At 63.8% G+C, this 21396-nt stretch carries 17 protein-coding genes; 13 read left to right on the forward strand and 4 right to left on the reverse strand.

What is annotated here, in order from left to right; all coding sequences use genetic code 11:
* Positions 1–84 precede the first annotated feature (84 nt).
* Complete coding sequence (gene rho / locus NKI22_RS00155) at positions 85–1350, forward strand: transcription termination factor Rho (protein WP_023718755.1); 1266 nt, start codon at positions 85–87, stop codon at positions 1348–1350.
* Between the two features lie 183 nt (positions 1351–1533).
* Here rho and NKI22_RS00160 read toward each other — a convergent pair whose 3' ends face one another.
* Entirely contained in the window at positions 1534–3552 is a 2019-nt protein-coding gene (locus NKI22_RS00160; protein ID WP_352815934.1) for a thioredoxin domain-containing protein, read from the reverse strand.
* 59 nt (positions 3553–3611) lie between these two features.
* Here NKI22_RS00160 and mnmE point away from each other — a divergent pair, with 59 nt between their 5' ends.
* From mnmE to NKI22_RS00185, 5 genes are all read left to right on the forward strand, one after another.
* A complete protein-coding gene (mnmE, locus tag NKI22_RS00165; RefSeq protein WP_352937282.1) occupies positions 3612–4940 on the forward strand; it encodes a tRNA uridine-5-carboxymethylaminomethyl(34) synthesis GTPase MnmE in 1329 nt (442 codons plus the stop codon).
* Between the two features lie 420 nt (positions 4941–5360).
* Positions 5361–7250: a tRNA uridine-5-carboxymethylaminomethyl(34) synthesis enzyme MnmG gene (gene mnmG, locus NKI22_RS00170; RefSeq protein WP_352815938.1), complete on the forward strand. Its 1890-nt coding sequence runs from the start codon at positions 5361–5363 to the stop codon at positions 7248–7250.
* Positions 7247–7885 (forward strand): 16S rRNA (guanine(527)-N(7))-methyltransferase RsmG, encoded by a 639-nt coding sequence (rsmG, locus tag NKI22_RS00175; protein ID WP_352815940.1) that lies wholly within the window; start codon positions 7247–7249, stop codon positions 7883–7885. The genes mnmG and rsmG overlap by 4 nt, the downstream gene beginning before the upstream one ends.
* Positions 7886–7922: 37 nt before the next feature.
* The gene (locus NKI22_RS00180) at positions 7923–8723 is read left to right on the forward strand and encodes a ParA family protein (RefSeq protein ID WP_084642633.1); all 801 of its coding nucleotides are present in this window, start codon (positions 7923–7925) and stop codon (positions 8721–8723) included.
* A 45-nt stretch (positions 8724–8768) separates the two neighbouring features.
* A complete protein-coding gene (locus NKI22_RS00185) occupies positions 8769–9650 on the forward strand; it encodes a ParB/RepB/Spo0J family partition protein (protein WP_023718749.1) in 882 nt (293 codons plus the stop codon).
* Positions 9651–9927: 277 nt separating this feature from the next.
* On the opposite strand, the gene holA is transcribed toward NKI22_RS00185, so the two are convergent.
* Positions 9928–10974, reverse strand: a complete 1047-nt coding sequence (gene holA, locus NKI22_RS00190) for a DNA polymerase III subunit delta (protein ID WP_352815942.1) — start codon at positions 10972–10974, stop codon at positions 9928–9930.
* Between the two features lie 53 nt (positions 10975–11027).
* The gene (locus tag NKI22_RS00195; RefSeq protein WP_352815944.1) at positions 11028–11963 is read right to left on the reverse strand and encodes a hypothetical protein; all 936 of its coding nucleotides are present in this window, start codon (positions 11961–11963) and stop codon (positions 11028–11030) included.
* Between the two features lie 314 nt (positions 11964–12277).
* Here NKI22_RS00195 and NKI22_RS00200 point away from each other — a divergent pair, with 314 nt between their 5' ends.
* From NKI22_RS00200 to lpdA, 4 genes are all read left to right on the forward strand, one after another.
* Complete coding sequence (locus tag NKI22_RS00200; RefSeq protein ID WP_023718744.1) at positions 12278–13510, forward strand: 3-methyl-2-oxobutanoate dehydrogenase (2-methylpropanoyl-transferring) subunit alpha; 1233 nt, start codon at positions 12278–12280, stop codon at positions 13508–13510.
* Positions 13511–13512: 2 nt separating this feature from the next.
* Positions 13513–14526 (forward strand): alpha-ketoacid dehydrogenase subunit beta, encoded by a 1014-nt coding sequence (locus NKI22_RS00205; RefSeq protein ID WP_352481321.1) that lies wholly within the window; start codon positions 13513–13515, stop codon positions 14524–14526.
* Positions 14527–14537: 11 nt separating this feature from the next.
* On the forward strand, positions 14538–15917 hold the full coding sequence (locus tag NKI22_RS00210) for a dihydrolipoamide acetyltransferase family protein (protein WP_352481320.1): 1380 nt from the start codon (positions 14538–14540) through the stop codon (positions 15915–15917).
* A 246-nt stretch (positions 15918–16163) separates the two neighbouring features.
* A complete protein-coding gene (gene lpdA / locus NKI22_RS00215) occupies positions 16164–17561 on the forward strand; it encodes a dihydrolipoyl dehydrogenase (protein WP_023718741.1) in 1398 nt (465 codons plus the stop codon).
* A 170-nt stretch (positions 17562–17731) separates the two neighbouring features.
* On the opposite strand, the gene NKI22_RS00220 is transcribed toward lpdA, so the two are convergent.
* A complete protein-coding gene (locus NKI22_RS00220) occupies positions 17732–18835 on the reverse strand; it encodes a saccharopine dehydrogenase family protein (protein WP_352587965.1) in 1104 nt (367 codons plus the stop codon).
* Positions 18836–18958: 123 nt separating this feature from the next.
* Here NKI22_RS00220 and NKI22_RS00225 point away from each other — a divergent pair, with 123 nt between their 5' ends.
* From NKI22_RS00225 to NKI22_RS00235, 3 genes are all read left to right on the forward strand, one after another.
* Complete coding sequence (locus tag NKI22_RS00225; protein WP_352587968.1) at positions 18959–19387, forward strand: Lrp/AsnC family transcriptional regulator; 429 nt, start codon at positions 18959–18961, stop codon at positions 19385–19387.
* Positions 19388–19728: 341 nt separating this feature from the next.
* Entirely contained in the window at positions 19729–20094 is a 366-nt protein-coding gene (locus NKI22_RS00230; protein ID WP_352815950.1) for a RidA family protein, read from the forward strand.
* A gap of 22 nt (positions 20095–20116) precedes the next feature.
* Positions 20117–21352, forward strand: a complete 1236-nt coding sequence (locus NKI22_RS00235) for an amidohydrolase/deacetylase family metallohydrolase (protein ID WP_352815952.1) — start codon at positions 20117–20119, stop codon at positions 21350–21352.
* The last annotated feature ends 44 nt before the right edge of the window (positions 21353–21396 follow it).

Raw genomic sequence — 21396 nt, forward strand, 5'->3', positions numbered from 1 at the left:
CGCCGCCCGTCATCGCTTTCGGCCGCGCCCGGCATTTGTCGCATCCCGCCGATATTTTTCCCAAAGCTCATTCAGAGTCCGTCCATGCAAGAAATGAAACTCACCGAGTTCAAGAACAAGAAACCACCAGAGCTGATCGCCTATGCGGAATCGCTCGAGGTCGAGAACGCCAGCGTCATGCGCAAGCAGGAGCTGATGTTCGCGATCCTGAAGAAGCTGGCGGCACAGGATATCGAGATCATCGGCGACGGCGTCGTCGAAGTGCTGCAGGACGGCTTTGGCTTTCTGCGCTCGGCCAACGCAAATTATCTGCCAGGTCCCGACGACATCTATATTTCACCCTCGCAGATCCGGCGGTTTTCGCTGAAGACCGGCGATACGGTTGAAGGCCCTATCCGCAGCCCGAAAGAGGGCGAGCGCTATTTCGCGCTGCTCAAGGTCAACACAATCAATTTCGACGATCCGGAAAAAATCCGCCACAAGATCCACTTTGACAACCTGACGCCGCTCTATCCGACCAAGCGGCTGAAGATGGAGATCGACAATCCGACCACCAAGGACATCTCGCCGCGCGTGATCGACCTGGTCGCGCCGATCGGCAAGGGGCAGCGTGCGTTGATCAATGCGCAGCCGCGCACCGGCAAGACGGTTCTCATGCAGAACATCGCCCACTCGATCACCGCCAACCATCCGGAATGCTATCTGATCGTGCTTCTGATCGACGAGCGGCCGGAGGAGGTTACCGACATGCAGCGCTCGGTGAAGGGCGAGGTGATCTCGTCGACCTTCGACGAGCCGGCGGTACGCCATGTCCAGGTTGCCGAGATGGTGATCGAAAAGGCCAAGCGCCTGGTCGAGCACGGTCGCGACGTGGTGATCCTGCTGGATTCGATCACGCGTCTCGGTCGCGCCTACAACACCGTCGTGCCGTCATCCGGCAAGGTGCTGACCGGCGGTGTCGACGCCAACGCGCTGCAGCGGCCAAAGCGCTTCTTCGGCGCCGCCCGCAACATCGAGGAAGGCGGCTCGCTGACCATCATCGCCACCGCGCTGATCGACACCGGCAGCCGTATGGACGAAGTCATCTTCGAAGAGTTCAAGGGCACCGGCAACTGCGAAATCCAACTCGACCGCAAGGTGGCCGACAAGCGCATCTATCCGGCCATGGACATATTGAAGTCCGGCACCCGCAAGGAAGACCTGCTGGTTTCCAAGCAGGATCTGCAGAAGATCTTCGTGCTGCGCCGCATCCTGGCACCGATGGGAACAACCGACGCCATCGAGTTCCTGATCGACAAGCTCAAGCAGACCAAGACGAATGCGGACTTCTTCGATTCGATGAATACGTAGGGTTGGGGGCTGGCCGTTGCCTTCGTCATCCTCGGGCTTGGCCCGAGGATCCATGCCGTGAGCTCTACCGGAGAAAGCAGCGGAGCAGAATTTGCGCCGTTGCAGCGCGCGAAAGTCACGGCATGGATCCTATGGTCTGCGCTGCGTCGCTTCGCTCCTTGCTTCGCCATAGGATTACGAATCCTATCTTCGGCGCAATAACCCTTCCAGCTCTTCAGCTTCCGTTACCACCGGCAGGCAGACCTGCCCCGTGCACAGCCAGGCGCCGGGCTCGGCCGTTGGCGGCAGGACGCCGCCCGGCAAGGCCGGCAGGTTTGTCGCCGAGCCAACAGGCACGACGATGTCCACCCGACGTGGGTCCGGATTTCGATTCGCAACCGGAACAAGCCTTGGATTCTCGGGTTTATCCACGATCACTAGTTTCAGCGGTTCGAGCGCCAGGGCACAGGCATTGACGATTCCTGCCTGGCCATAGGGCTGGTGCTCCGCCCGCCCGGCCGCATGCTCGGCGACTGTCCAGGCTTTTTCCCAGAGTTCGAGATCGCGGGTCAGCGACGACAATCGGACCATGGCTTCGATGATCTGCCCAGTGGCGGAAGGAATGGCCTCGTCGACATCGCCGCGGATGCGGATCGGCACATCCGTGCTGTTCGATGCGGTCAGATAGTAGCCGGTCTTGTCGCTGTCCCGGTGCCAGAGATCGAGTTGCTCAATGAAGTTCCCGGCGCGATCGATATAGTCGGGATTGCCGGTCGCCTCGAACAGCGAGACCGCCGCATTGGTCATGGCGGCATAGTCGCTCGAAAGAGCCGGGAACAGCCTCTTTGCGCCGAGCATGGAATGCGACAGACGGTTATCGCGCCCGGCAGCCGCAATGGCGGCAAAGGCCGCTGCCGCCGCTACGATCCAGTCGGATCGGCCAAGCGATCGCCCGACCTCTGCAAGCGCTGCGATCATCAGACCATTCCAGTCGGTCAGTGCCTTGCCGTCACGCCCTGGCCGGATGCGCTGTGCCCTCGCCGCGAGCAATTTTTCTTTCAGCGGGACGAGCTGTTGGCGGTCGATCACACTTTGCGTCTGCTGGGCTTCTGTCTGGCGGATGATCGGCTTGCCCTCCCAGCCGTGCGGGTCGGCAAGTGTGAAGTAGTTGAAAAACAATGCTGATTCGTCATCAAGGGCAAGCTCGACCTCATCCTTGCTCCAGGTATAGAACAGCCCTTCTTCCCCTTCGCTGTCGGCATCGAGACTGGCAGCGAAGGCACCGCCCTCGACCCGCATTTCGCGCAACAGCCAGGCAATCGTCTCTTCGATTCGCAACCGGAACAATTCCTTGCCAGTTGACGCATAGGCCCAATTGCACAGCCGGACGAGTTGGGCATTGTCGTAGAGCATCTTTTCGAAATGCGGCACCAGCCATTCGGCGTCGGTCGAGTAGCGACTGAGGCCACCGCCGACATGGTCGTAGATGCCGCCGGCCAGCATCTTTTCGAGGCTGAGGAGAACGGCGTCACGATGGGCTGCGGTGCTGTCGCGCAGCCAGGACAGCCAGAGGCTCTGCATGAACGGCGCGTTGGGGAATTTGGGTGCGCCGCGCAGGCCGCCCAGCTCGCGGTCGATCATGCCGTCAATGCCGTTGGCGAGCTTCGCTAGCGTGTCGCTGTCGAGTACGGCCTTGGCATGGCTGCCCGCCAGCCGCGCCTCGACATGCGTAGTCAAACCGTCGGCGCTTTGGTTAACGCTTTCTTTCTTCTCCCGCCAAGCCTTGTCGACCGCCTCCAGCACCTGGACGAAGCCCGGGCGCCCGTAGCGGGCTTCGCGAGGGAAGTATGTGCCGCCCCAGAACGGCTTGCCGTCCGGCGTCAGGAACATGGTCAGCGGCCATCCGCCCTGCTCGCCCATCGAGGACAGCGCCGCCATGTAGATCTGGTCGATGTCGGGGCGCTCCTCGCGGTCGACCTTGATATTGACGAAGAGACGGTTCATGACGGCGGCGACGCCGTCGTTCTCGAAGCTCTCATGCGCCATGACGTGGCACCAGTGGCAGGCAGCGTAGCCGACTGACAGCAGGATCGGACGCTGCAGCGCCTGTGCTTCGGCCAGAGCGGCAGGCGACCATGGCCGCCAGTGCACCGGATTGCCGCTGTGCTGCTGCAGATAGGGACTGGCCTCTTCGGCAAGCAGGTTTTGTGCAGGCAATGTCACGGCGCAACTCGTTGGTGGATTGAACAGGCATAGCTAGGGCGCTTCGGCAGAGCGGGCAAATGATTTCAAAAGACTCCATCGTGGCACTGTCGAGCGGGCGCCTGCCGGCCGGCATTGCGGTGATCCGAATTTCGGGGCCGCAGAGTCGATTCGTAGTCGAAACGATTGCCGGATCGGCCGTGCCGAACCGCGTTGCTAGCTATCGCAAGTTACGGGCGCCGGACGGATCGGTGCTGGACAGCGGCCTGGTCGTCTTCTTTGCCGGTCCCGACAGTTTTACCGGCGAGGACGTTGCCGAGTTCCATGTGCATGGCGGACGCGCCGTCGTGGCGAAGATGCTGGAAACGATCACCTCCTTCGACGGCGTCAGGCATGCCGAGCCGGGTGAATTCACCCGCCGCGCCTTTGTCAACGGCAAGCTCGATCTGGTCGAAACCGAGGCGCTGGCCGATCTCATCAATGCCGAAACCGAGGCGCAGCGGCGCTTTGCCGTGCACAATGCCGAAGGCGTGCAGAGCGAACTCTATCTGGGCTGGCGCCGACGGCTGATCCACGCCCGCGCGATGATCGAGGCCGAGATCGATTTTGCCGACGAGGACGACGTGCCGGGTTCGGTCGCCGACACAGTCTGGTCCGACGTGCGGGCCATGATCGCCGAGATCGAGCGCCATGTCGCCGGCTTCCGCGCTGCCGAAATCATTCGCGACGGGTTCGAAGTCGTCATCCTCGGTGCGCCGAATGCCGGCAAATCCAGCCTGTTCAACGCTCTGGCGCGGCGCGAGGCGGCGATCGTCACCGATGAGCCGGGCACGACCCGCGACTTGCTGGAGGTGGTGCTGGACCTCGAAGGGGTGCGGGTCCGGGTAACCGACACCGCCGGTCTGCGCGAGGCGCCCGGCAAGATCGAGGCGATCGGCATCGAGAAGGCCAGGGCCAAGGCGCACAGTGCGGACCTGCTGTTGCTGCTTGAGGAGATGGCTGAGCCAATGGCGATCGGTGTGCTGCCGGGCGCCATTCCGGCGCTGAGGGTCGGAACGAAGGTTGATCTTCTGAGGGCCAAATCACCCTCGCCTGCGGCGCACTACGATATCGCTATCTCGACGCAGGACGGCACGGGAGTGGCCGAATTGCTGGACGAGATCGGGCGGCACGCCGCAGCGCAGATCGGCCAGGCCGGCGATATCCTGCCGTCGCGGCTGCGGCACGTCGAGCTGCTCAATGAGACGAAACGCTTCCTGCTTGCGGCAGCGGCAAGTAGTGACCGCGGACAGGAATTGCGCGCCGAGGAACTGCGCCTGGCGGCGGATCGGCTCGGACGGATCGTCGGCGCGGTCGATGTCGAGGATATGCTCGACGTGATCTTTTCGCAATTCTGTATCGGCAAGTGACTCACGTGAAACATTGGGAAGAATACGCCCCAGTGATTCACGTGAAACGCTGGGCGGTCAGTGGGGGCATTGTTTCACGTGAAACGATTCGCTGTGCAAATGTCGCAGGTGCTGCAGGTTGAGGGGGTTAGGTGCGGCCCTCGCCTTCTCCCCCTGTGGGAGAAGGTGGCCGAGCGAAGCTCGGTTGGATGAGCGGTGTTCCAGCTTGGCACCGACGGTGCTCCGTCCAGCACCCCTCAACCGTCTTGGCGCCGCGCGCCAATCCACCTTCTCCCACAACAAGGGGAGAAGGAAGACAGGGCAGCGCCGGGCGTTCTCTATCTGCAATGGTCAGCGCAGTTATGCGCCTGAAGCCTCTCTGTTCTTGACAGCTCGTCCGGGCGGGCACATGTGTCGGCAGATTTGAATCGGAAGATACAGATGACCAATCGCTATGATGTGGTTGTGGTGGGTGGCGGCCATGCTGGGTGCGAGGCGGCCAGTGCTGCCGCGCGTGCCGGCGCCAGAACCGCGCTGGTGACGCTGCGCTTCGACACGATCGGTGTGATGTCCTGCAACCCGGCGATTGGCGGCCTCGGCAAAGGCCATCTGGTTCGCGAGATCGATGCCATGGACGGGCTGATGGGGCGCGTCGCCGATGCGGCCGGCATCCAGTTCCGTCTGCTCAACCGTCGTAAGGGGCCAGCGGTCCGCGGTCCGCGGACGCAAGCCGACAGGAAGCTCTATCGGCTCGCCATGCAGGCGGCAATCCGGCAGCAGGCCGGCCTCGATGTCATTGAAGGCGAGGTGCTGGACTTCGACATCAATGACGGGGAAATCGACGATGGGCGCATCGCGGCGGTGCTGCTGGCGGATGGAAGCTGGCTCGCCTGTGGCGCCGTGGTGCTGACGACCGGCACCTTTCTGCGCGGGCTGATTCATATTGGCGAGAAGAAAATCGTCGCCGGCCGCATGAACGAGCAAGCGAGCATCGGCCTGTCGGCGACGATGAGCCGCGCCGGCGTCAGGCTCGGGCGGCTGAAGACCGGCACGCCGCCGCGGCTGGACGGCAGGACGATCGATTGGGCGTCGCTTGAGAGCCAGGCGGCGGATGAAGATCCCGTGCCGTTCTCGCTGCTCACCGACCGCATCGAAAACCCGCAGATCCATTGCGGGATTACGCGCACGACCAATGTCACGCATGAGCTGATTCGCGCCAATCTTGGCCGCTCGGCTATGTATTCGGGGTCAATCGAAGGCGTCGGGCCGCGTTATTGCCCGTCCATCGAAGACAAGATCGTCAAGTTCGGTGACCGCGAAGGCCACCAGATTTTTCTGGAGCCAGAAGGGCTCGACGACGACACGGTGTACCCGAACGGCATCTCGACCTCGCTGCCCGAGGACGTACAGCTCGACATCCTGAAAACCATTCCGGGGCTGGAGCGGGCAACAATGCTGCAGCCCGGCTATGCCATCGAATATGACCATGTCGACCCACGCGAACTCAAGCCGACGCTGGAAACCAAGCGGATCGCCGGGCTTTACCTCGCCGGCCAGATCAACGGAACCACCGGCTACGAGGAGGCTGGCGCGCAAGGGCTGCTTGCCGGCTTGAATGCAGCGCGCAAGGCGTCGGCGAGCGCTGAAATCGTGCTGAGCCGCACCGAAGCCTATATCGGGGTGATGATCGACGATTTGACCAGCCGCGGCATCGCCGAACCCTACCGGATGTTCACCTCGCGGGCCGAGTTCCGGCTATCGCTGCGGGCCGACAACGCCGATGAGCGGCTGACGCCGCTGGCGATGAGACTAGGGATCGCCTCGCCGGGGCGGATGCAGCGGTTCAACAATGTCGTGCAAGACCTTGATAAGGCGCGGCAGCTCGCCCTCGGCACCACGATGACCCCGAATGAGGCGGCGCGCCATGGGCTCGAGATCAACCGGGACGGCGTACGCCGCTCGGCCTATGAGTTGCTGGCCTATCCCGGCGTCGACATCGCCTGGCTGGGGCGCATCGAACCTGCTTTTGGCGCTATCGACGCCAAAACGGCCGAACGTCTTGAAACGGAAGCCAAATATTCCGTCTATCTCGACCGCCAGCAGGCCGACGTCTCGCAAATCAGGCATGAGGAGAGCCGGCTTATTCCCGAGTCGCTCGACTTTGCTTCTGTTCCCGGCCTGTCCAATGAGTTGAAGCAGAAGATGCTGGCACGCCAGCCGCGTTCCATCGCTGACGCGCAGCGTATGGAAGGCATGACGCCGGCGGCGCTGGCGATTATCGTCGCGCATGTCCGCAACGCCGAGGCGGCCGCGCGAAAGCAGGTCGCGTGAGCGCTGCGTCCTGGGCGAACCTGCAACAGGCAGCAGGCCCGGTTTCACGTGAAACATTCGGTCGTCTGGTCGAGTTCGAGGCCGTCTTCCAGAAATGGAATCGCCGGATCAATCTAGCCGCGCAATCGACGCAGGACGATGTCTGGCGCCGCCACATCCTCGACAGCGCGCAGCTGGCGCGAATCAAACCGGACGCGAAGCGCTGGGTCGATCTCGGCTCCGGCGGCGGTTTTCCCGGGCTTGTGCTGGCCTTTCTGCTGGTCGAGCGTGAAGGGGCCAGCATCGACCTGGTTGAAAGCAACCGGAAAAAAGCATCGTTCCTGCAAGCGGTCGTCGGACAGTTCAGCCTGCCTGCCAAGGTCATCGCGCGGCGCATAGACGACAGCTATCCTCTTGTTCCTGCACCACAAATCGTCACGGCCAGGGCGCTTGCGTCGTTGCCGACCTTGCTCGACTTGGCGGCGCCGTGGCTGACGAAGGGCGCGCGCGGCCTGTTTCACAAAGGCCGGGATTACCGCGCCGAAGTGGCAGAAAGCGCTCAACGATGGTCTTTCGATCTGGTAGAACATACCAGTGTAACCGACGCGCAGGGCGTCGTTCTCGAAATATCCGACTTGCGACAGCACCCTGGCTAGTGACCGGCGACCCCGAATGAATTTCTGGCATAGACCCATGATGAAGAACGGCCCCCGAATCATCACCGTCGCCAACCAGAAGGGTGGCGTCGGCAAGACGACGACGGCCATCAATCTGGCCACCGCGCTGGCCGCCATAGGCGAACAGGTGCTGATCGTCGATCTCGATCCGCAGGGCAACGCCAGCACCGGGCTTGGCATCGACCGGCGCGACCGCACCGTCTCCTCCTATGATGTGCTGACCGGCGAACTCGACCTGGAAGCGGCGGCGATCCCGACGGCGGTGCCCGGCCTGTCGATCGTGCCGTCGACACTCGACCTGCTCGGCATCGAGATGGAAATCGCCTCGGCGCCGGATCGGGTGCTGCGGCTGCGCAATGCGCTGCGGGCTTCGGCCGAGCGTTCGGCCAATTTCGGCTATGTGCTGATCGACTGCCCGCCCTCGCTCAATCTGCTGACGCTGAACTCGATGGCCGCGGCCGATTCGGTGCTGGTGCCGCTACAGTGCGAGTTTTTCGCGCTGGAGGGCCTGAGCCAGCTTTTGGAAACGGTCGAGCAGGTGCGCCGTTCGATCAACCCCGATCTGACGATCCAGGGCATCGTGCTGACGATGTTCGACGGGCGCAACAATCTCGCCAACCAGGTGGTGCAGGATGTGCGGGCGCATATGGGCGATAAGGTCTATGAAACCGTCATCCCGCGCAATGTCCGCGTTTCCGAGGCGCCGTCCTATGGCAAACCGGCGATTCTCTACGACCTCAAATGCTCGGGCAGCCAGGCCTATCTGCAGCTTGCTTCGGAAGTGATCCGCCGCGAGCGCAAATTGCGTGCCGCCTAACAGTAGCCAACAAGCGATTCGATACCGAAACGATCTGGACGGACGATGAACGAAGACCCTTCGAGAAAGAGACTGGGCCGGGGATTGGCGGCCCTGATCGGCGAAATCGATCGCCCGGCGGCACCGGAAAAGCCGGGGCTGGCGGCCGACGGCAAGGTGCCGATCGAGTTCCTCAGCCCTAACCCGAAAAACCCGCGGCGGCATTTTGGCGACGCCGACCTGACCGACCTCGCCCAGTCGATCCGCGAACACGGCGTGGTGCAGCCGGTGGTGGCGCGGCCGTCGAAAACCCAAACGGGCCGCTACGAGATTATCGCCGGCGAGCGTCGTTGGCGTGCGGCGCAACGCGCCGGGCTGACCGAAATCCCGATCATTGTGCGCGATGTCAACGATCGCACGGCGCTCGAACTGGCGATCATCGAAAACGTCCAGCGCACCGACCTCAACCCGGTCGAGGAAGCGCTGGGCTACCAGCAGCTGATCGACGACCACGGCTATACCCAGGCCGATCTCGGCCAGGTGATCGGCAAGAGCCGCAGCCATGTCGCCAACACGCTGAGGCTGCTCAAGCTGCCCGACGTCATTCGCGACATGCTGGTCGATGGGGCGCTGTCGGCCGGCCACGCCCGTACCTTGGTGACGGCCGACGACCCGGCCGGGCTCGCCAAGCGGATCATCGATGAGGGGCTTTCGGTGCGCCAGGCCGAGGCGCTGGCGCAGATGCCGGTCGGCGCGCCGGCGGCAAAACGCCAACCCGCCGCACCGCCGCAAAAGGATGCCGACACACTGGCGCTGGAGCGGCAGATGACCAGTACGATCGGCATGATCGTCACGATCGAGCACAACCAGCGCGGCGGCGTGATCAGCGTCGCCTACCGGACGCTGGAGCAGCTTGACGAGCTTTGCCGAAGGCTGAAGCGGGAGTAGGTAGGTTGCCAAAATGCCCGGGATCTTTAGCCGGCAAATAAATTTTTGTCCTAAGACTTGGCAGTTCCGTCTTCTAATAGGAGAACAACCGCGCCGGTGATTGGCGAAATCGCTCGAAGTGGTTAATCTCCCCCCTTGAGGGGGAGGTGGCCGGCAGGCCAGAAGGGGTCGTCTCACATCAAGCGCCCACGTCGTCTGTCGTCGCGGAAGGCGCTGGCGTTCCACGCGCTGTGACCCCTCTGTCGCCTCGGCGACATCTCCCCCTCAAGGGGGGAGCTCAGGTGCGCTGCGCCAGCCTTGCGCTTTCCACGGCAATGCCGAGCAGCGCCTGCCGTGCCAGCGCGATCGACAGATCGGGCCGCCGGCGCGTTTGCAGCACCGCCGTCTGCAAGCGGGTCAGGGCGCGGCCGAGCGCCTCGCTGCTCCAGCGTTCGAGGGCTTTCTCGACCAGCTTGCGCCTGGAGAAAAACACCGGCGGGCGCGCCGCGGCTACGACCGAAGCGGCATTGCGGCCGCCGGCGTCCATCAGGCCGCGCATCGCCTGGATCGTCTGCAACTGCCGCATCGCCGATGAAAGCACCAGGAAGGGCTGGCCGCCAGACTGGCAATGGCGGGTGAAGGCGCTGTCGAAGTCGGCGATCCTGCCTTCGAGCAGGGCGTCGACGGCCGCATCGAAGGAGAGGCCGGAGACATCGCCGGATGTCGCCTTGACGTCGTCGAGGCCGATTTCGGCCTGGCCATGCGCATAAAGCACCAGCTTTTCGATCTCGCCGCGCGAGGCCAGCCGGTCGCCGCCGAGGTTGCGGCGCAGCGCCTGCCGCGCCTCCAGCGTCATCGACATGCCAGCCTTGCGCAGTTCGTCGTCGATGACCGTGTCAATGTCCCTGGCCTCATCGGCGTAGCAAGGCAGAGCCATGGCATTGTCCGCCGCCTCCACCACGCCGCGCAGGCCGACGCCCTTCTTCAGGTCACCGGCCTCGATCAGGATAATGGCATCGCGCGGCGGCTCGGCGGTCAGCGCCCTGACGTCGTCGGCAAGCGCCTTCTGAGCGCCGGCATTGCGCACCCATAGCAGGCGCCGCTCCGAAAACATCGGCACGGTGTGCGCCTCGTCGAGCAGGCGGCCCTCGTCGCGATCGACCTCCGATCCGTCCAGCCTGACCACCGAGAACGGATCGTCGAGCGGCAGGCCGGTCCTGGCGGCAAAGGCCTTTGCCCGCTCGGCGACCAGCCCGCGATCGGGACCGTAAAGCAGCACGATCGAGACGCGCGGATCCGGCTTCGCGAGCCATGAATCGACCTCGTATGCTTTCTTCTGTGCCATGGTGTTGTGGTTAGCATGGCGAGAGCTCCGGGTGAACCACAGGCGCCGGCCTGCTAGTTCTTGTCCTCGGGGGATTGCAGGATGCTATCAGGCTTGAACGAAGTATCGGCAGCACCGAGGCGTTCATAGTCCGTCATTGCCGCGTCAAGCGATTTGTCTTTCTCGACCGACCACAAAGTCACTGAGGCCAGATAATTTGTGAAGGCGTTCTGCTCTCTTGCGAAAATGGCGGCCAAACGCGAGTCGTTTTGGAAAAAGCGATCGAGTTCCTGTTTGATTGCAACGTCATTCTTCGCCAGCGACCGTATAGCCCATACAGCCGATGCCACCGTCATCACACGCATCATGTCTTTTGATGCCTGGCTCTTGGGGCACCCATATTTCCGGCATGCAGCGACAATCATGATATTCTCGGGGCGACCTGGAGCCACCGCACCCGCGAATTTCCCCATAACAAGGCCGATGCGGATTGCGTCCGCCGCGATGCCGTCACGGCTGGTTCGAAGATTTTCCAGAATATGATCTATGTAGGACAAGTCTCCTGTCGCCATATAGGCGCCAAGCAGCAGATCATTGTCCAACGGGACAAAGAGGGGTGTCAACGTTTTCAAAGGCATGGCACCGGGGGATGCTGCATCCTCCAGCTTTCGGCTCGACGCGAAACGCCGCGCTTCGTCCGTGAGACCAGCCTTGTGCAGAGCGGCCAGATAAAGGTCAGCCGCGCGATCGGAGGGCACGCCATCCAGCAGTTTTCGTCGCATCTCCGGCGAGCCGTCGAACAATGCAGCGAAAAACCCGGTTATCGTTCCGTTTTCAGCGCTGGACGGAGCTTGATCCAAGGTTGTGATAAGCCGGTCAATGCAGGCAGCATCCCTCGTGCGATAGTACGTGCCGATGCAATCGTCCGACTGAGCGAAAGCTGGTCGACCGGATCCAACCAGAAAAGCTACAATCGCCAAAGCGACGACGGCCCTCGATCTGCCTTGCATTCCCGCCTCTCTCACAACGATGCCGTCAGGATAAGGTCCTGAATGGTAGGCGCAACTTGAATCGCTGGATGTGCGGGCTCGTCAAAGGCAAGCTCACCCCGGGACATATCGTCTGTTGCGGCAATCGTCGGCAAATTTCTGCTAAGTTGCGTGCTGCCGTCCAACATCGACAAGAAATTTCGCAGACACATCTTCATCTTGTGCGCGGCAGGCTGCATCGGCGGGAGCCGAAGGACCGAAGCCCTGCCCGACGAATTGGCACTGGTCCGGCGGTGTGCAAATATCGCGCCGGGCAACAGTGGAGGACCGAGATCATGGCCGATGCCGGAATGTTGCGCTTCCATGTTCCGGAGCCGGAGGTGCGGCCGGGCGGCACGCCGGATTTTTCAGACGTGACCATCCCCAAGGCCGGCTCGGTGCCGCGCCCCGAGATCGACGTCGATCCGCGCACCATCCGCGATCTGGCGTTCTCGATCATTCGTGTGCTCAACCGCGCCGGCGAGGCGGTCGGGCCGTGGGCCGGCCTGCTTTCCGACGAGGAACTGCTGGAGGGGCTGCGCCATATGGTGACGCTGCGCAGCTTCGATGCGCGCATGCAGATGGCGCAGCGCCAGGGCAAGACCTCCTTCTACATGCAGCATCTCGGCGAAGAGGCGGTGAGCTGCGCCTTCCGCAAGGCGCTGGCGCCGGGCGACATGAATTTTCCGACCTATCGGCAGGCTGGGCTGCTCATCGCCGACGGCTATCCGATGGTCACGATGATGAACCAGATCTATTCGAACGAGGCCGATCCGCTGAAAGGCCGACAGCTGCCGATCATGTACTCGTCGAAGGAGCACGGCTTCTTCTCGATCTCCGGCAACCTGGCAACGCAGTACATCCAGGCAGTCGGCTGGGCGATGGCTTCGGCGATCAGCAATGACCAGAAGATCGCCGCCGCCTGGATCGGCGACGGCTCGACCGCCGAGTCCGACTTCCATTCGGCGCTGGTGTTCGCCTCGACCTACAAGGCGCCGGTCGTGCTCAACGTCGTCAACAACCAGTGGGCGATTTCGACCTTCCAGGGCATCGCCCGGGGCGGCTCCGGCACTTTTGCTGCCCGCGGACTGGGCTTCGGCATCCCGTCGCTGCGCGTCGACGGCAATGACTATCTCGCCGTCCATGCGGTGGCCAAATGGGCGGCGGAGCGGGCGCGCAACAATCTCGGGCCGACGCTGGTCGAATATGTCACTTACCGCGTCGGCGCCCATTCCAGCTCCGATGACCCGTCGGCCTACCGGCCGAAGGCCGAGTCCGACGCCTGGCCGCTCGGCGACCCGATCGTCAGGCTGAAGAACCACCTCATCCAGCGCGGCGTCTGGTCGGACGAACGCCACGCCCAGGCCGAGGCGGAAATCCTCGACACGGTGATTTCGGCGCAGCGGGAGGCCGAGCGCCACGGCACGCTGCATGCCGGCGGCAAGCCCTCGGCGCGCGATATGTTCGAGGGCGTCTATGCCGAGATGCCGCCGCACCTCAGGCGCCAGCGCCAGCAGGCGGGAGTCTGACCATGCCGCGACGGACCATGATCGAGGCAATCCGCGACGCCATGGACGTGTCGATGGCGCGCGACGGGCGTGTCATCGTCTTCGGCGAAGATGTCGGCTTCTTCGGCGGCGTCTTCCGCTGTACGCAAGGCCTGCAGGCGAAATACGGCAAGAGCCGCTGCTTCGATGCGCCGATCAGCGAATCCGGCATTGTCGGCGCGGCCATCGGCATGGCCGCCTACGGGCTGAAGCCTTGCGTCGAGGTGCAGTTTGCCGACTATGTTTATCCGGCCTATGACCAGATCGTCTCGGAAGCGGCGCGGCTGCGCTATCGATCGAACGGCGACTTCACCTGCCCGATCGTGGTCAGGATGCCCACCGGCGGCGGCATTTTTGGTGGCCAGACCCACAGCCAGAGCCCGGAGGCGCTGTTCACCCACGTCTCCGGGCTGAAAGTCGTGGTGCCCTCGAACCCGCATGACGCCAAGGGCTTGCTGATCGCCGCGATAGAGGATCCCGACCCAGTGATCTTCCTGGAACCGAAGCGGCTTTATAACGGACCCTTCGACGGTCATCACGAGCGGCCGGTAACACCATGGTCGAAACACGAGCTTGGCGAAGTCGCCGACGGCCATTACACGGTGCCGCTCGGCAAGGCGGTGATCCGCAGACAGGGCGCTGCGGTCACCGTACTTGCCTACGGCACGATGGTCTATGTCGCCCAGGCGGCGGCCGAGGAGACCGGCATCGATGCCGAGATCATCGATCTGAGAACGCTGCTGCCGCTCGACCTCGAGACGATCGTCGCCTCGGTCAGCAAGACCGGGCGCTGCGTGGTCGTGCACGAGGCGACGCTGACATCGGGGTTCGGCGCCGAACTTTCGGCGCTGGTTCAGGAGAACTGCTTCCACCATCTGGAGGCGCCGGTGGCGCGGGTCACCGGCTGGGACACGCCCTATCCGCATGCGCAGGAGTGGGACTATTTTCCCGGTCCTGCGCGGCTAGGCCGCGCGCTCGTCGAAACGATGGAAGCCTGAGGGGGAAGACGATGGGCGAATATGTCATCAAGCTACCCGATGTCGGTGAAGGCGTCGCCGAGGCCGAGCTGGTCGAATGGCAGGTCAAGGTCGGCGATCTCGTGCGCGAGGACGCCGTGCTGGCCGCTGTGATGACCGACAAGGCAACGGTCGAGATTCCCTCGCCCGTCGATGGTGAGATCCTCTGGCTGGGTGCGGAGATCGGCGACACGGTGGCGATCGGCTCGCCCATCGTGCGCCTGAAGGTGGCCGGCGAGGGTAACGTCAAGCCGCCACGGGACGTTGAGGCGGGCGCCAAGCGTACCCCCACCCCTAACCTTGCCGGGGCGAGCCACGGGTCTCGCCCGTCCTTCGGACCCCCACAAGGGGGAGGGGGACGAGCTTCGGCTCCCAAGGCCGACGCCAAACCAGTCCCACCTCCGTCAGGAAGCGCTTCTGTGCGCGAAAGTGAGCCGGCAACGGAATTCCCCTCCGGCGGGGGTACTGCGCCGATCTCCGGCGCGCGGCGTCCGGAGGGCGAAAAGCCGCTGGCCTCGCCGGCCGTCCGCCTCAGGGCGAAAGAGGCCGGCATCGACCTGCGGCAAATTGTGGGGAGCGGCCCGGCCGGCCGTATCCAGCATGAGGACATCGAAGCTTTCCTGGCGCGCGGACCCGGGCCCGCCAAGATCTCCGGGCTTGTCCGCAACGAGGCGGTCGAGGATATCAAAATAGTCGGGCTCAGGCGAAAGATCGCCGAGAAGATGACGCTGGCCAAATCGCGCATCCCGCACATCACCTATGTCGAAGAGATCGACGTCACCGCGCTCGAGGATTTGCGCGCCGCGCTCAACAAGGAGAAGCGGCCGGGCGCGGACAGGCCGAAGCTGACGCTGCTGCCGTTTCTGATGCGGGCGATGGTCAAGGCGATCGCCGACCAGCCAAACCTCAACGCGCTGTTCGACGACGAGGCGGGCATAATCCACCAGCATGGCGGGGTCCATATCGGCATCGCCGCGCAGACCCCGTCGGGGCTGGTGGTGCCGGTGGTCAAGCACGCCGAGGCGCGCGACATCTGGGATTGCGCAGCCGAGGTTGTCAGGCTGGCTGAGGCGGCAAAATCCGGCACGGCGACGCGCGACGAGCTCTCTGGATCGACCATCACCATCACTTCGCTCGGGGCCATGGGCGGTGTGGCGACGACGCCTGTGATCAATCATCCGGAAGTGGCGATCCTCGGCGTCAACAAGATGATGATGCGGCCGGTGTGGGACGGCACCCAGTTCATCCCGCGCAAGATGATGAACCTGTCCTCCAGCTTCGACCACCGCGTCATCGACGGCTGGGACGCTGCGGTGTTCATCCAGCGGATAAAGGCGCTGCTGGAAACGCCAGCGCTGATTTTTGTGGATTGAGGAGATGAATAGAGGATCGCAGGGGCGCAGGATGAGAGCAGTAGCGATCCTTCGCGCCCCCCTCTGCCCTACCGGGCATCTCCCCCTCAAGGGGGGAGATTGGCCGTCATCCCGCCTTTCGCCAATCTCCAGCTTTGCAGGACTAAGCCGAGCGCGAAAGCTGCCAATCTCCCCCCTTGAGGGGGAGATGTCCAGTAGGACAGAGGGGGGTGCTGTCCCGCCGGCTCGTCGAACTAAGGTGCCATGATGAAGGAAATCTCCTGCAAGCTGCTCGTCATCGGCGCCGGTCCCGGCGGCTATGTCTGCGCCATCCGCGCCGGGCAGCTTGGCATCGACACGGTTATCGTCGAGTTCGGTAAACCGGGCGGCACCTGTCTCAATGTCGGCTGCATCCCGTCCAAGGCGCTGATCCATGCGGCCGAAGAGTTCGAAAAGGCGTCGCACTTGGCCGGCGGCAAGAGCCCGCTCGGCATTTCAATCGCAACACCATCGATTGATCTCGAAACGACCATCGCCTGGAAGGACGGCATCGTTAGCCGGCTTAACAGCGGCGTTGCCGGCCTGTTGAAGAAGGCCGGGGTCAAGACCGTGCACGGCTGGGCGAAATTCCGTGACGGCAAGACCGTCGAGGTCCAGACCGAAACCGGGATGCAGGTGGTCCGCGCCGAGACGGTGGTGATCGCCACGGGCTCGGCGTCGGTCGAATTGCCGTCGCTGCCCTTCGGTGGCCTGGTGATCTCGTCCACCGAAGCGCTGGCGCTGAGCGAAGTGCCGGAAAGGCTTGCCGTCGTCGGTGGCGGCTACATCGGGCTGGAGCTCGGCATCGCCTTCGCGAAGATGGGCGCCAGGGTGACCGTGGTCGAGGCTTTGCCGCGCGTACTGGCGCAATATGATGCCGAACTGACCCGGCCGGTCGTGAAGCGGCTCGCCGAGCTCGGTATCGAGGTGCTTGTGGGCGCCAAGGCCAAGGGGTTGTCGACCAAGGGCGATGCGCTGCTGGTCGAGACGAAGGACGGCAAGAATGCCAAGATCGTTGCCGACAGGATTCTGGTCACCGTCGGGCGCAAGCCGGTGGTCGAAGACTGGGGGCTGGAGCAGATCGATCTCGACATGGCGGGAAAATTCATCCGCATCGACGACCAGTGCCGCACCTCGATGCGCGGCATCTTTGCCGTTGGCGACGTCACCGGCGAGCCGATGCTGGCGCACCGGGCGATGGCGCAAGGCGAAATGGTCGCCGAGATCGTCGCCGGCCACAAGTGCAGCTGGGACAAACGCTGCATTCCCGCTATCTGCTTCACCGATCCGGAGCTGATCACCGCAGGCCTGTCGCCGGAGGAGGCAAAGGGGCTCGGCGGCGAAATCAAGGTCGGATTGTTCCCCTTCGCCGCCAATGGCCGGGCGATGACGAAGATGGGTGAGGAGGGCTTTGTCCGGGTCGTTGCCCGCGCCGACAACCATCTGGTGCTCGGCATCCAGGCGGTCGGCCAAGGCGTGTCGGAACTGTCGACGGCCTTCGGCCTGGCCCTGGAAATGGGCGCGCGTCTGGAGGACATTGCCGGCACCATCCACGCCCACCCGACGCAAGGGGAGGGTTTTCAGGAAGCGGCGCTGAAGGCGCTCGGGCGGGCGGTGCATATTTGAGGGCAGGGTGATCTCCCCTCTTGAGGGCGAGATAGCCGGCAGGCCAGAGGGGGTCGGTTCGACTGGATTCGACCTCCCTTACGACAGTCGGAGGTTAGCGCTCTACGCGAGGCGACCCCCTCTGTCGCCTTCGCCGACATCTCCCCCCTCAAGGGGGGAGATTACGCAGCTCAACCCGCCAGTCGGCTAACCATCTCGTGCTGCGCGTAGGCGCGGCCGAAGCGGTTGGCCAGGAAGGCGTCGAGCGCGATGTCCTCCTGCTTGATGAAGCCCTTTGCCGGCAAGGTGCCATCGGCCAGCATGTCGAGCACGGCGCAGATGGCGGAGGCAGTGGTGATCTGGATGGCGCTGCGTACCGTATCGCCGACACGCCTGGCGTAGATCTTGTTGGCGTAGGTCTCCTGCAGCAGGCGGCCGTTCTTGCGGCCGCTGACGGTGACGAAGACGATGACGACGTCCTGCAGCGTCGCCGGCAGGGCGCTTTCGAAAATGTCCTTCAGCACGTCGCGGCGGTGGCGCAGGCCGAGGTCGTTGAGCAGCGCCTTCATAATCGCGGCGTGGCCGGGGTAGCGGATGGTGCGGTAGTTCAGCGTCCGCACCTTGCCTTTCAGCGTTTCGGCCAGCGTGCCCAGCCCGCCCGAGGTGTTGAATGCCTCGTAGCTGACGCCGTCGAGCGAGAATTCTTCACGCTCTTCCAGCGGCGGCACTTCGACCAGCTCGCCTTCGACGATCGCCTCACAAGGCTCGCAATATTCGTTGATGACGCCGTCGGTGCTCCAGGTCAGATTGTAGTTCAGCGCATTCGACGGGTATTGCGGCAGCGCGCCAACCCGCATGCGCACGCTTTCCAGCGTGTCGAAGCGGCTGGCGAGATCGTTGGCAACGATCGAGATGAAGCCCGGCGCCAGCCCGCATTGCGGGATGAAGGCGCTGTTGCCGGAGCGCGCCAATTCCTTGACGCGCCTGGTGCTGACGACGTCCTCTGTCAGATCGAGATAGTGCACGCCGGCGCTGGCCGCCGCTTCGGCGATGCGCGTGGTCAGATGGAAGGGCGCAGCGCTGAGCACCGCGAACTTGCCGGCCAGGGCGGCTTCGAGGGTGCCGACGGCCTCGATGTCGAGTTCCAGCGTCTCTACGCCGGCCGGCAGTTCGGCCGCGCCGAGCTGCGCAGCCGAGCGGTCGACCAGGGTGACATGGTAGTCGCCCGTGGATGCCAGCATCTCGGCTATGGTCGAGCCGATCTTGCCGGCGCCGACGACGATGATTTCCTTCATGACCGGTCCCTCGCACCAATATTAAATAGACGGCTAGAATCGCAGCTTGCCTGTCGAAAGGAAGCGTGGGATTGTGCAAAACGCAGTCTCTGTTTGATCAATGCGCCGGCAAGGTTCGTCGAAATGCTTAGTGATGCCGACCAGGCGCTGCTTTCCCTGCTGCGCATCAATGCACGCGCCTCGACCGCCGAACTGGCGCGGCGGCTGGGCGTCTCACGGACGACGGTGCAGAGCCGGATCGAGCGGCTGGAGCAGCGCGGCACCATCACCGGCTACGGCGTCAGGCTTTCGCCGGATTACGAACAGGGACTGGTGCGGGCGCATGTCCTGCTCACCGTCACGCCCAAGCTTGCGGACAAGGTGGTGCGCAGCCTGCAGGCGCTGCCGCCGGTGCGGACGCTGCATTCGGTCAGCGGCAATTTCGACATGATCGTCATCGTCGAGGCGCCGTCGATCAGGGATCTCGACACGCTTCTCGACCAGATCGGCGCCATGGACGGGGTCGAGCGGACGTCGTCGTCGATCATCCTGTCGACGCGGATCGATCGCTGAGCGGGCTGGTGTCGCGGGTCAAGACGCTGGCGGGACAGCGCCCCCCTCTGCCCTGCCGGGCATCTCCCCCTTTTGGGGGGAGATCGGCAGCTTCGCTGGCAGCGCACCTTTTGCAAGGTCGGTGGTTGGCGAAATCAGTGATGACGGCCAATCTCCCTCCTTGTGGGGGAGATGCCAAGTAGTGGGAAAGAGGGCAGGACAGAGGGGGGCGCGAAGGGTCACCGAGCGTGGTGACCAAGCTGGCGCTCCCGCAGCAAAGCGATATAGCTTCCAAAATGTTGGATGAGAACCGCGGTGGCAGGCATAAGGGCGGTTACGCAAGATTTCCAGAGGAGGCCTCCTTGCCCAAGCAGTGTTTCGGAAAATCCCATGTGCCGTTGTCGCCGGCGGTCAGGGCCGGCGATTTCGTCTATGTCTCCGGCCAGGTGCCGGTCGGCGGCGACGGGCTGGTGGTCAAGGGCGGCATCGCCGAGCAGACCGAACAGGTGCTGTCGAACATCAAGGCGGCACTGGCGCTGGCCGGCTGCACGCTGGACGATGTGATCAAGACCACGGTCTGGCTCGAGGACGCGCGCGACTTCGGCATCTTCAACACGGTCTATGCCCGGCATTTCCCGAAAGATCCGCCGGCACGCACGACTGTGGAGTCACGGCTTATGATCGACATCAAGATCGAGGTCGAAGCCGTCGCCTACAGGCCGGCCTGACGGAAAAGCGGAGACAGGCGCAATGCAATTCGATCTCCTGATAAAAGGCGGCCGCCTCATCGATCCGGCGTCCGGCCTCGACGCACAACGCGATCTGGCGATTGCCGACGGCCGTATCGCCGCGATCGACACCGAAATCCCCTTCGAACGTGCAGCCCGCGTCATCGACGCCACGGGCTCCATCGTCGCGCCCGGCCTGATCGACCTGCACAGCCATGTCTATTGGGGCGGCACGTCGCTCGGCGTCGATGCCGACCGGCTTGCGGCGAAGAGCGGCACCACCACCTTCATCGATGCCGGAAGCGCCGGCGCCGGCAATTTCCTCGGCTTTCGCCGCCACGTCATAGAGCGCTCGAAAGTCCGCATCCTGGCCTACGTCAACATTTCCTTTGCCGGCATATTCGGCTTCTCGCAGACCGTGGCGGTCGGCGAGTGCAGCGACCTCCGGCTCTGCGAACCGCGCGAAACGGCGGCGGCGGCGCGCGAGCACGCGGACGTGGTTGTCGGTGTCAAGGTCCGCTCGGGTCGCCATGCCGGTGGCACCAGCGGCATCGCGCCGGTCGATCTCGCGCTCGAAGCCGCCGACAAGGCCGGCCTGCCGCTGATGGCGCATATAGACGAGCCGCCGCCCGGCCGCTCGGAAGTGCTGCCGCGGCTGCGCAAGGGCGACATCCTCACCCACTGCTTCCGGCCGTTTCCCAACGCGCCGGTCTTCGCCTCGGGGGCGGTGCGGCCGGATATGCGGCTGGCGCGCGAGCGCGGCGTCATCTTCGACCTCGGCCACGGCATGGGCTCGTTCGATTTCGAGGTGGCCAAAGCGATGCTCAGCGAGGGTCTGGCGCCGGACGTGATCAGCAGCGACGTGCATCTCTACTGCGTCGACGGGCCGGCCTTCGACATCCTGGTCTGCATGTCGAAACTGCTGGCGCTCGGCATGCCACTGGTCGAGGTGCTGCGCGCCGCAACGCAGCGGCCAGCGGAAGCGATCGCCAGGCCAGATCTCGGCAGGCTGGCGATTGGCGTGGTCGGTGACGTCGCGGTGCTGCGTCTGCGTCCAGGCCACTTCACCTTTGTCGATTCGGTCGGCGCCTCGCTGGTCGCCGAGCAAAGGCTGGTCTCGGCCGGCATCGTGGTCGGCGGCACCTGGTGGCCGAACGAGGCGGTGGACGATCTCGGCGAGACCGAACGCTTCGAAGCGCATGCGCACGACACGCATGTCGAGGTGGCGAGCCGGCATTTCGGACATAGCCACGATTGACGGCGATGTGGCTCCCCTTCTCCCCTTGTGGGAGAAGGTGTCGC

Source organism: Mesorhizobium sp. M0778, from assembly GCF_040320105.1.
GTDB lineage: Bacteria > Pseudomonadota > Alphaproteobacteria > Rhizobiales > Rhizobiaceae > Mesorhizobium.

Coding starts and splice junctions, on each gene's coding strand:
- rho (WP_023718755.1), top strand. CDS start 85: ATGCAAGAAATGAAACTCACCGAGTTCAAGAACAAGAAACCACCAGAG.
- mnmE (WP_352937282.1), top strand. CDS start 3,612: ATGATTTCAAAAGACTCCATCGTGGCACTGTCGAGCGGGCGCCTGCCG.
- mnmG (WP_352815938.1), top strand. CDS start 5,361: ATGACCAATCGCTATGATGTGGTTGTGGTGGGTGGCGGCCATGCTGGG.
- NKI22_RS00180 (WP_084642633.1), top strand. CDS start 7,923: ATGATGAAGAACGGCCCCCGAATCATCACCGTCGCCAACCAGAAGGGT.
- NKI22_RS00185 (WP_023718749.1), top strand. CDS start 8,769: ATGAACGAAGACCCTTCGAGAAAGAGACTGGGCCGGGGATTGGCGGCC.
- holA (WP_352815942.1), bottom strand. CDS start 10,974: ATGGCACAGAAGAAAGCATACGAGGTCGATTCATGGCTCGCGAAGCCG.
- NKI22_RS00195 (WP_352815944.1), bottom strand. CDS start 11,963: ATGCAAGGCAGATCGAGGGCCGTCGTCGCTTTGGCGATTGTAGCTTTT.
- NKI22_RS00200 (WP_023718744.1), top strand. CDS start 12,278: ATGGCCGATGCCGGAATGTTGCGCTTCCATGTTCCGGAGCCGGAGGTG.
- NKI22_RS00205 (WP_352481321.1), top strand. CDS start 13,513: ATGCCGCGACGGACCATGATCGAGGCAATCCGCGACGCCATGGACGTG.
- NKI22_RS00210 (WP_352481320.1), top strand. CDS start 14,538: ATGGGCGAATATGTCATCAAGCTACCCGATGTCGGTGAAGGCGTCGCC.
- lpdA (WP_023718741.1), top strand. CDS start 16,164: ATGAAGGAAATCTCCTGCAAGCTGCTCGTCATCGGCGCCGGTCCCGGC.
- NKI22_RS00220 (WP_352587965.1), bottom strand. CDS start 18,835: ATGAAGGAAATCATCGTCGTCGGCGCCGGCAAGATCGGCTCGACCATA.
- NKI22_RS00225 (WP_352587968.1), top strand. CDS start 18,959: ATGCTTAGTGATGCCGACCAGGCGCTGCTTTCCCTGCTGCGCATCAAT.
- NKI22_RS00235 (WP_352815952.1), top strand. CDS start 20,117: ATGCAATTCGATCTCCTGATAAAAGGCGGCCGCCTCATCGATCCGGCG.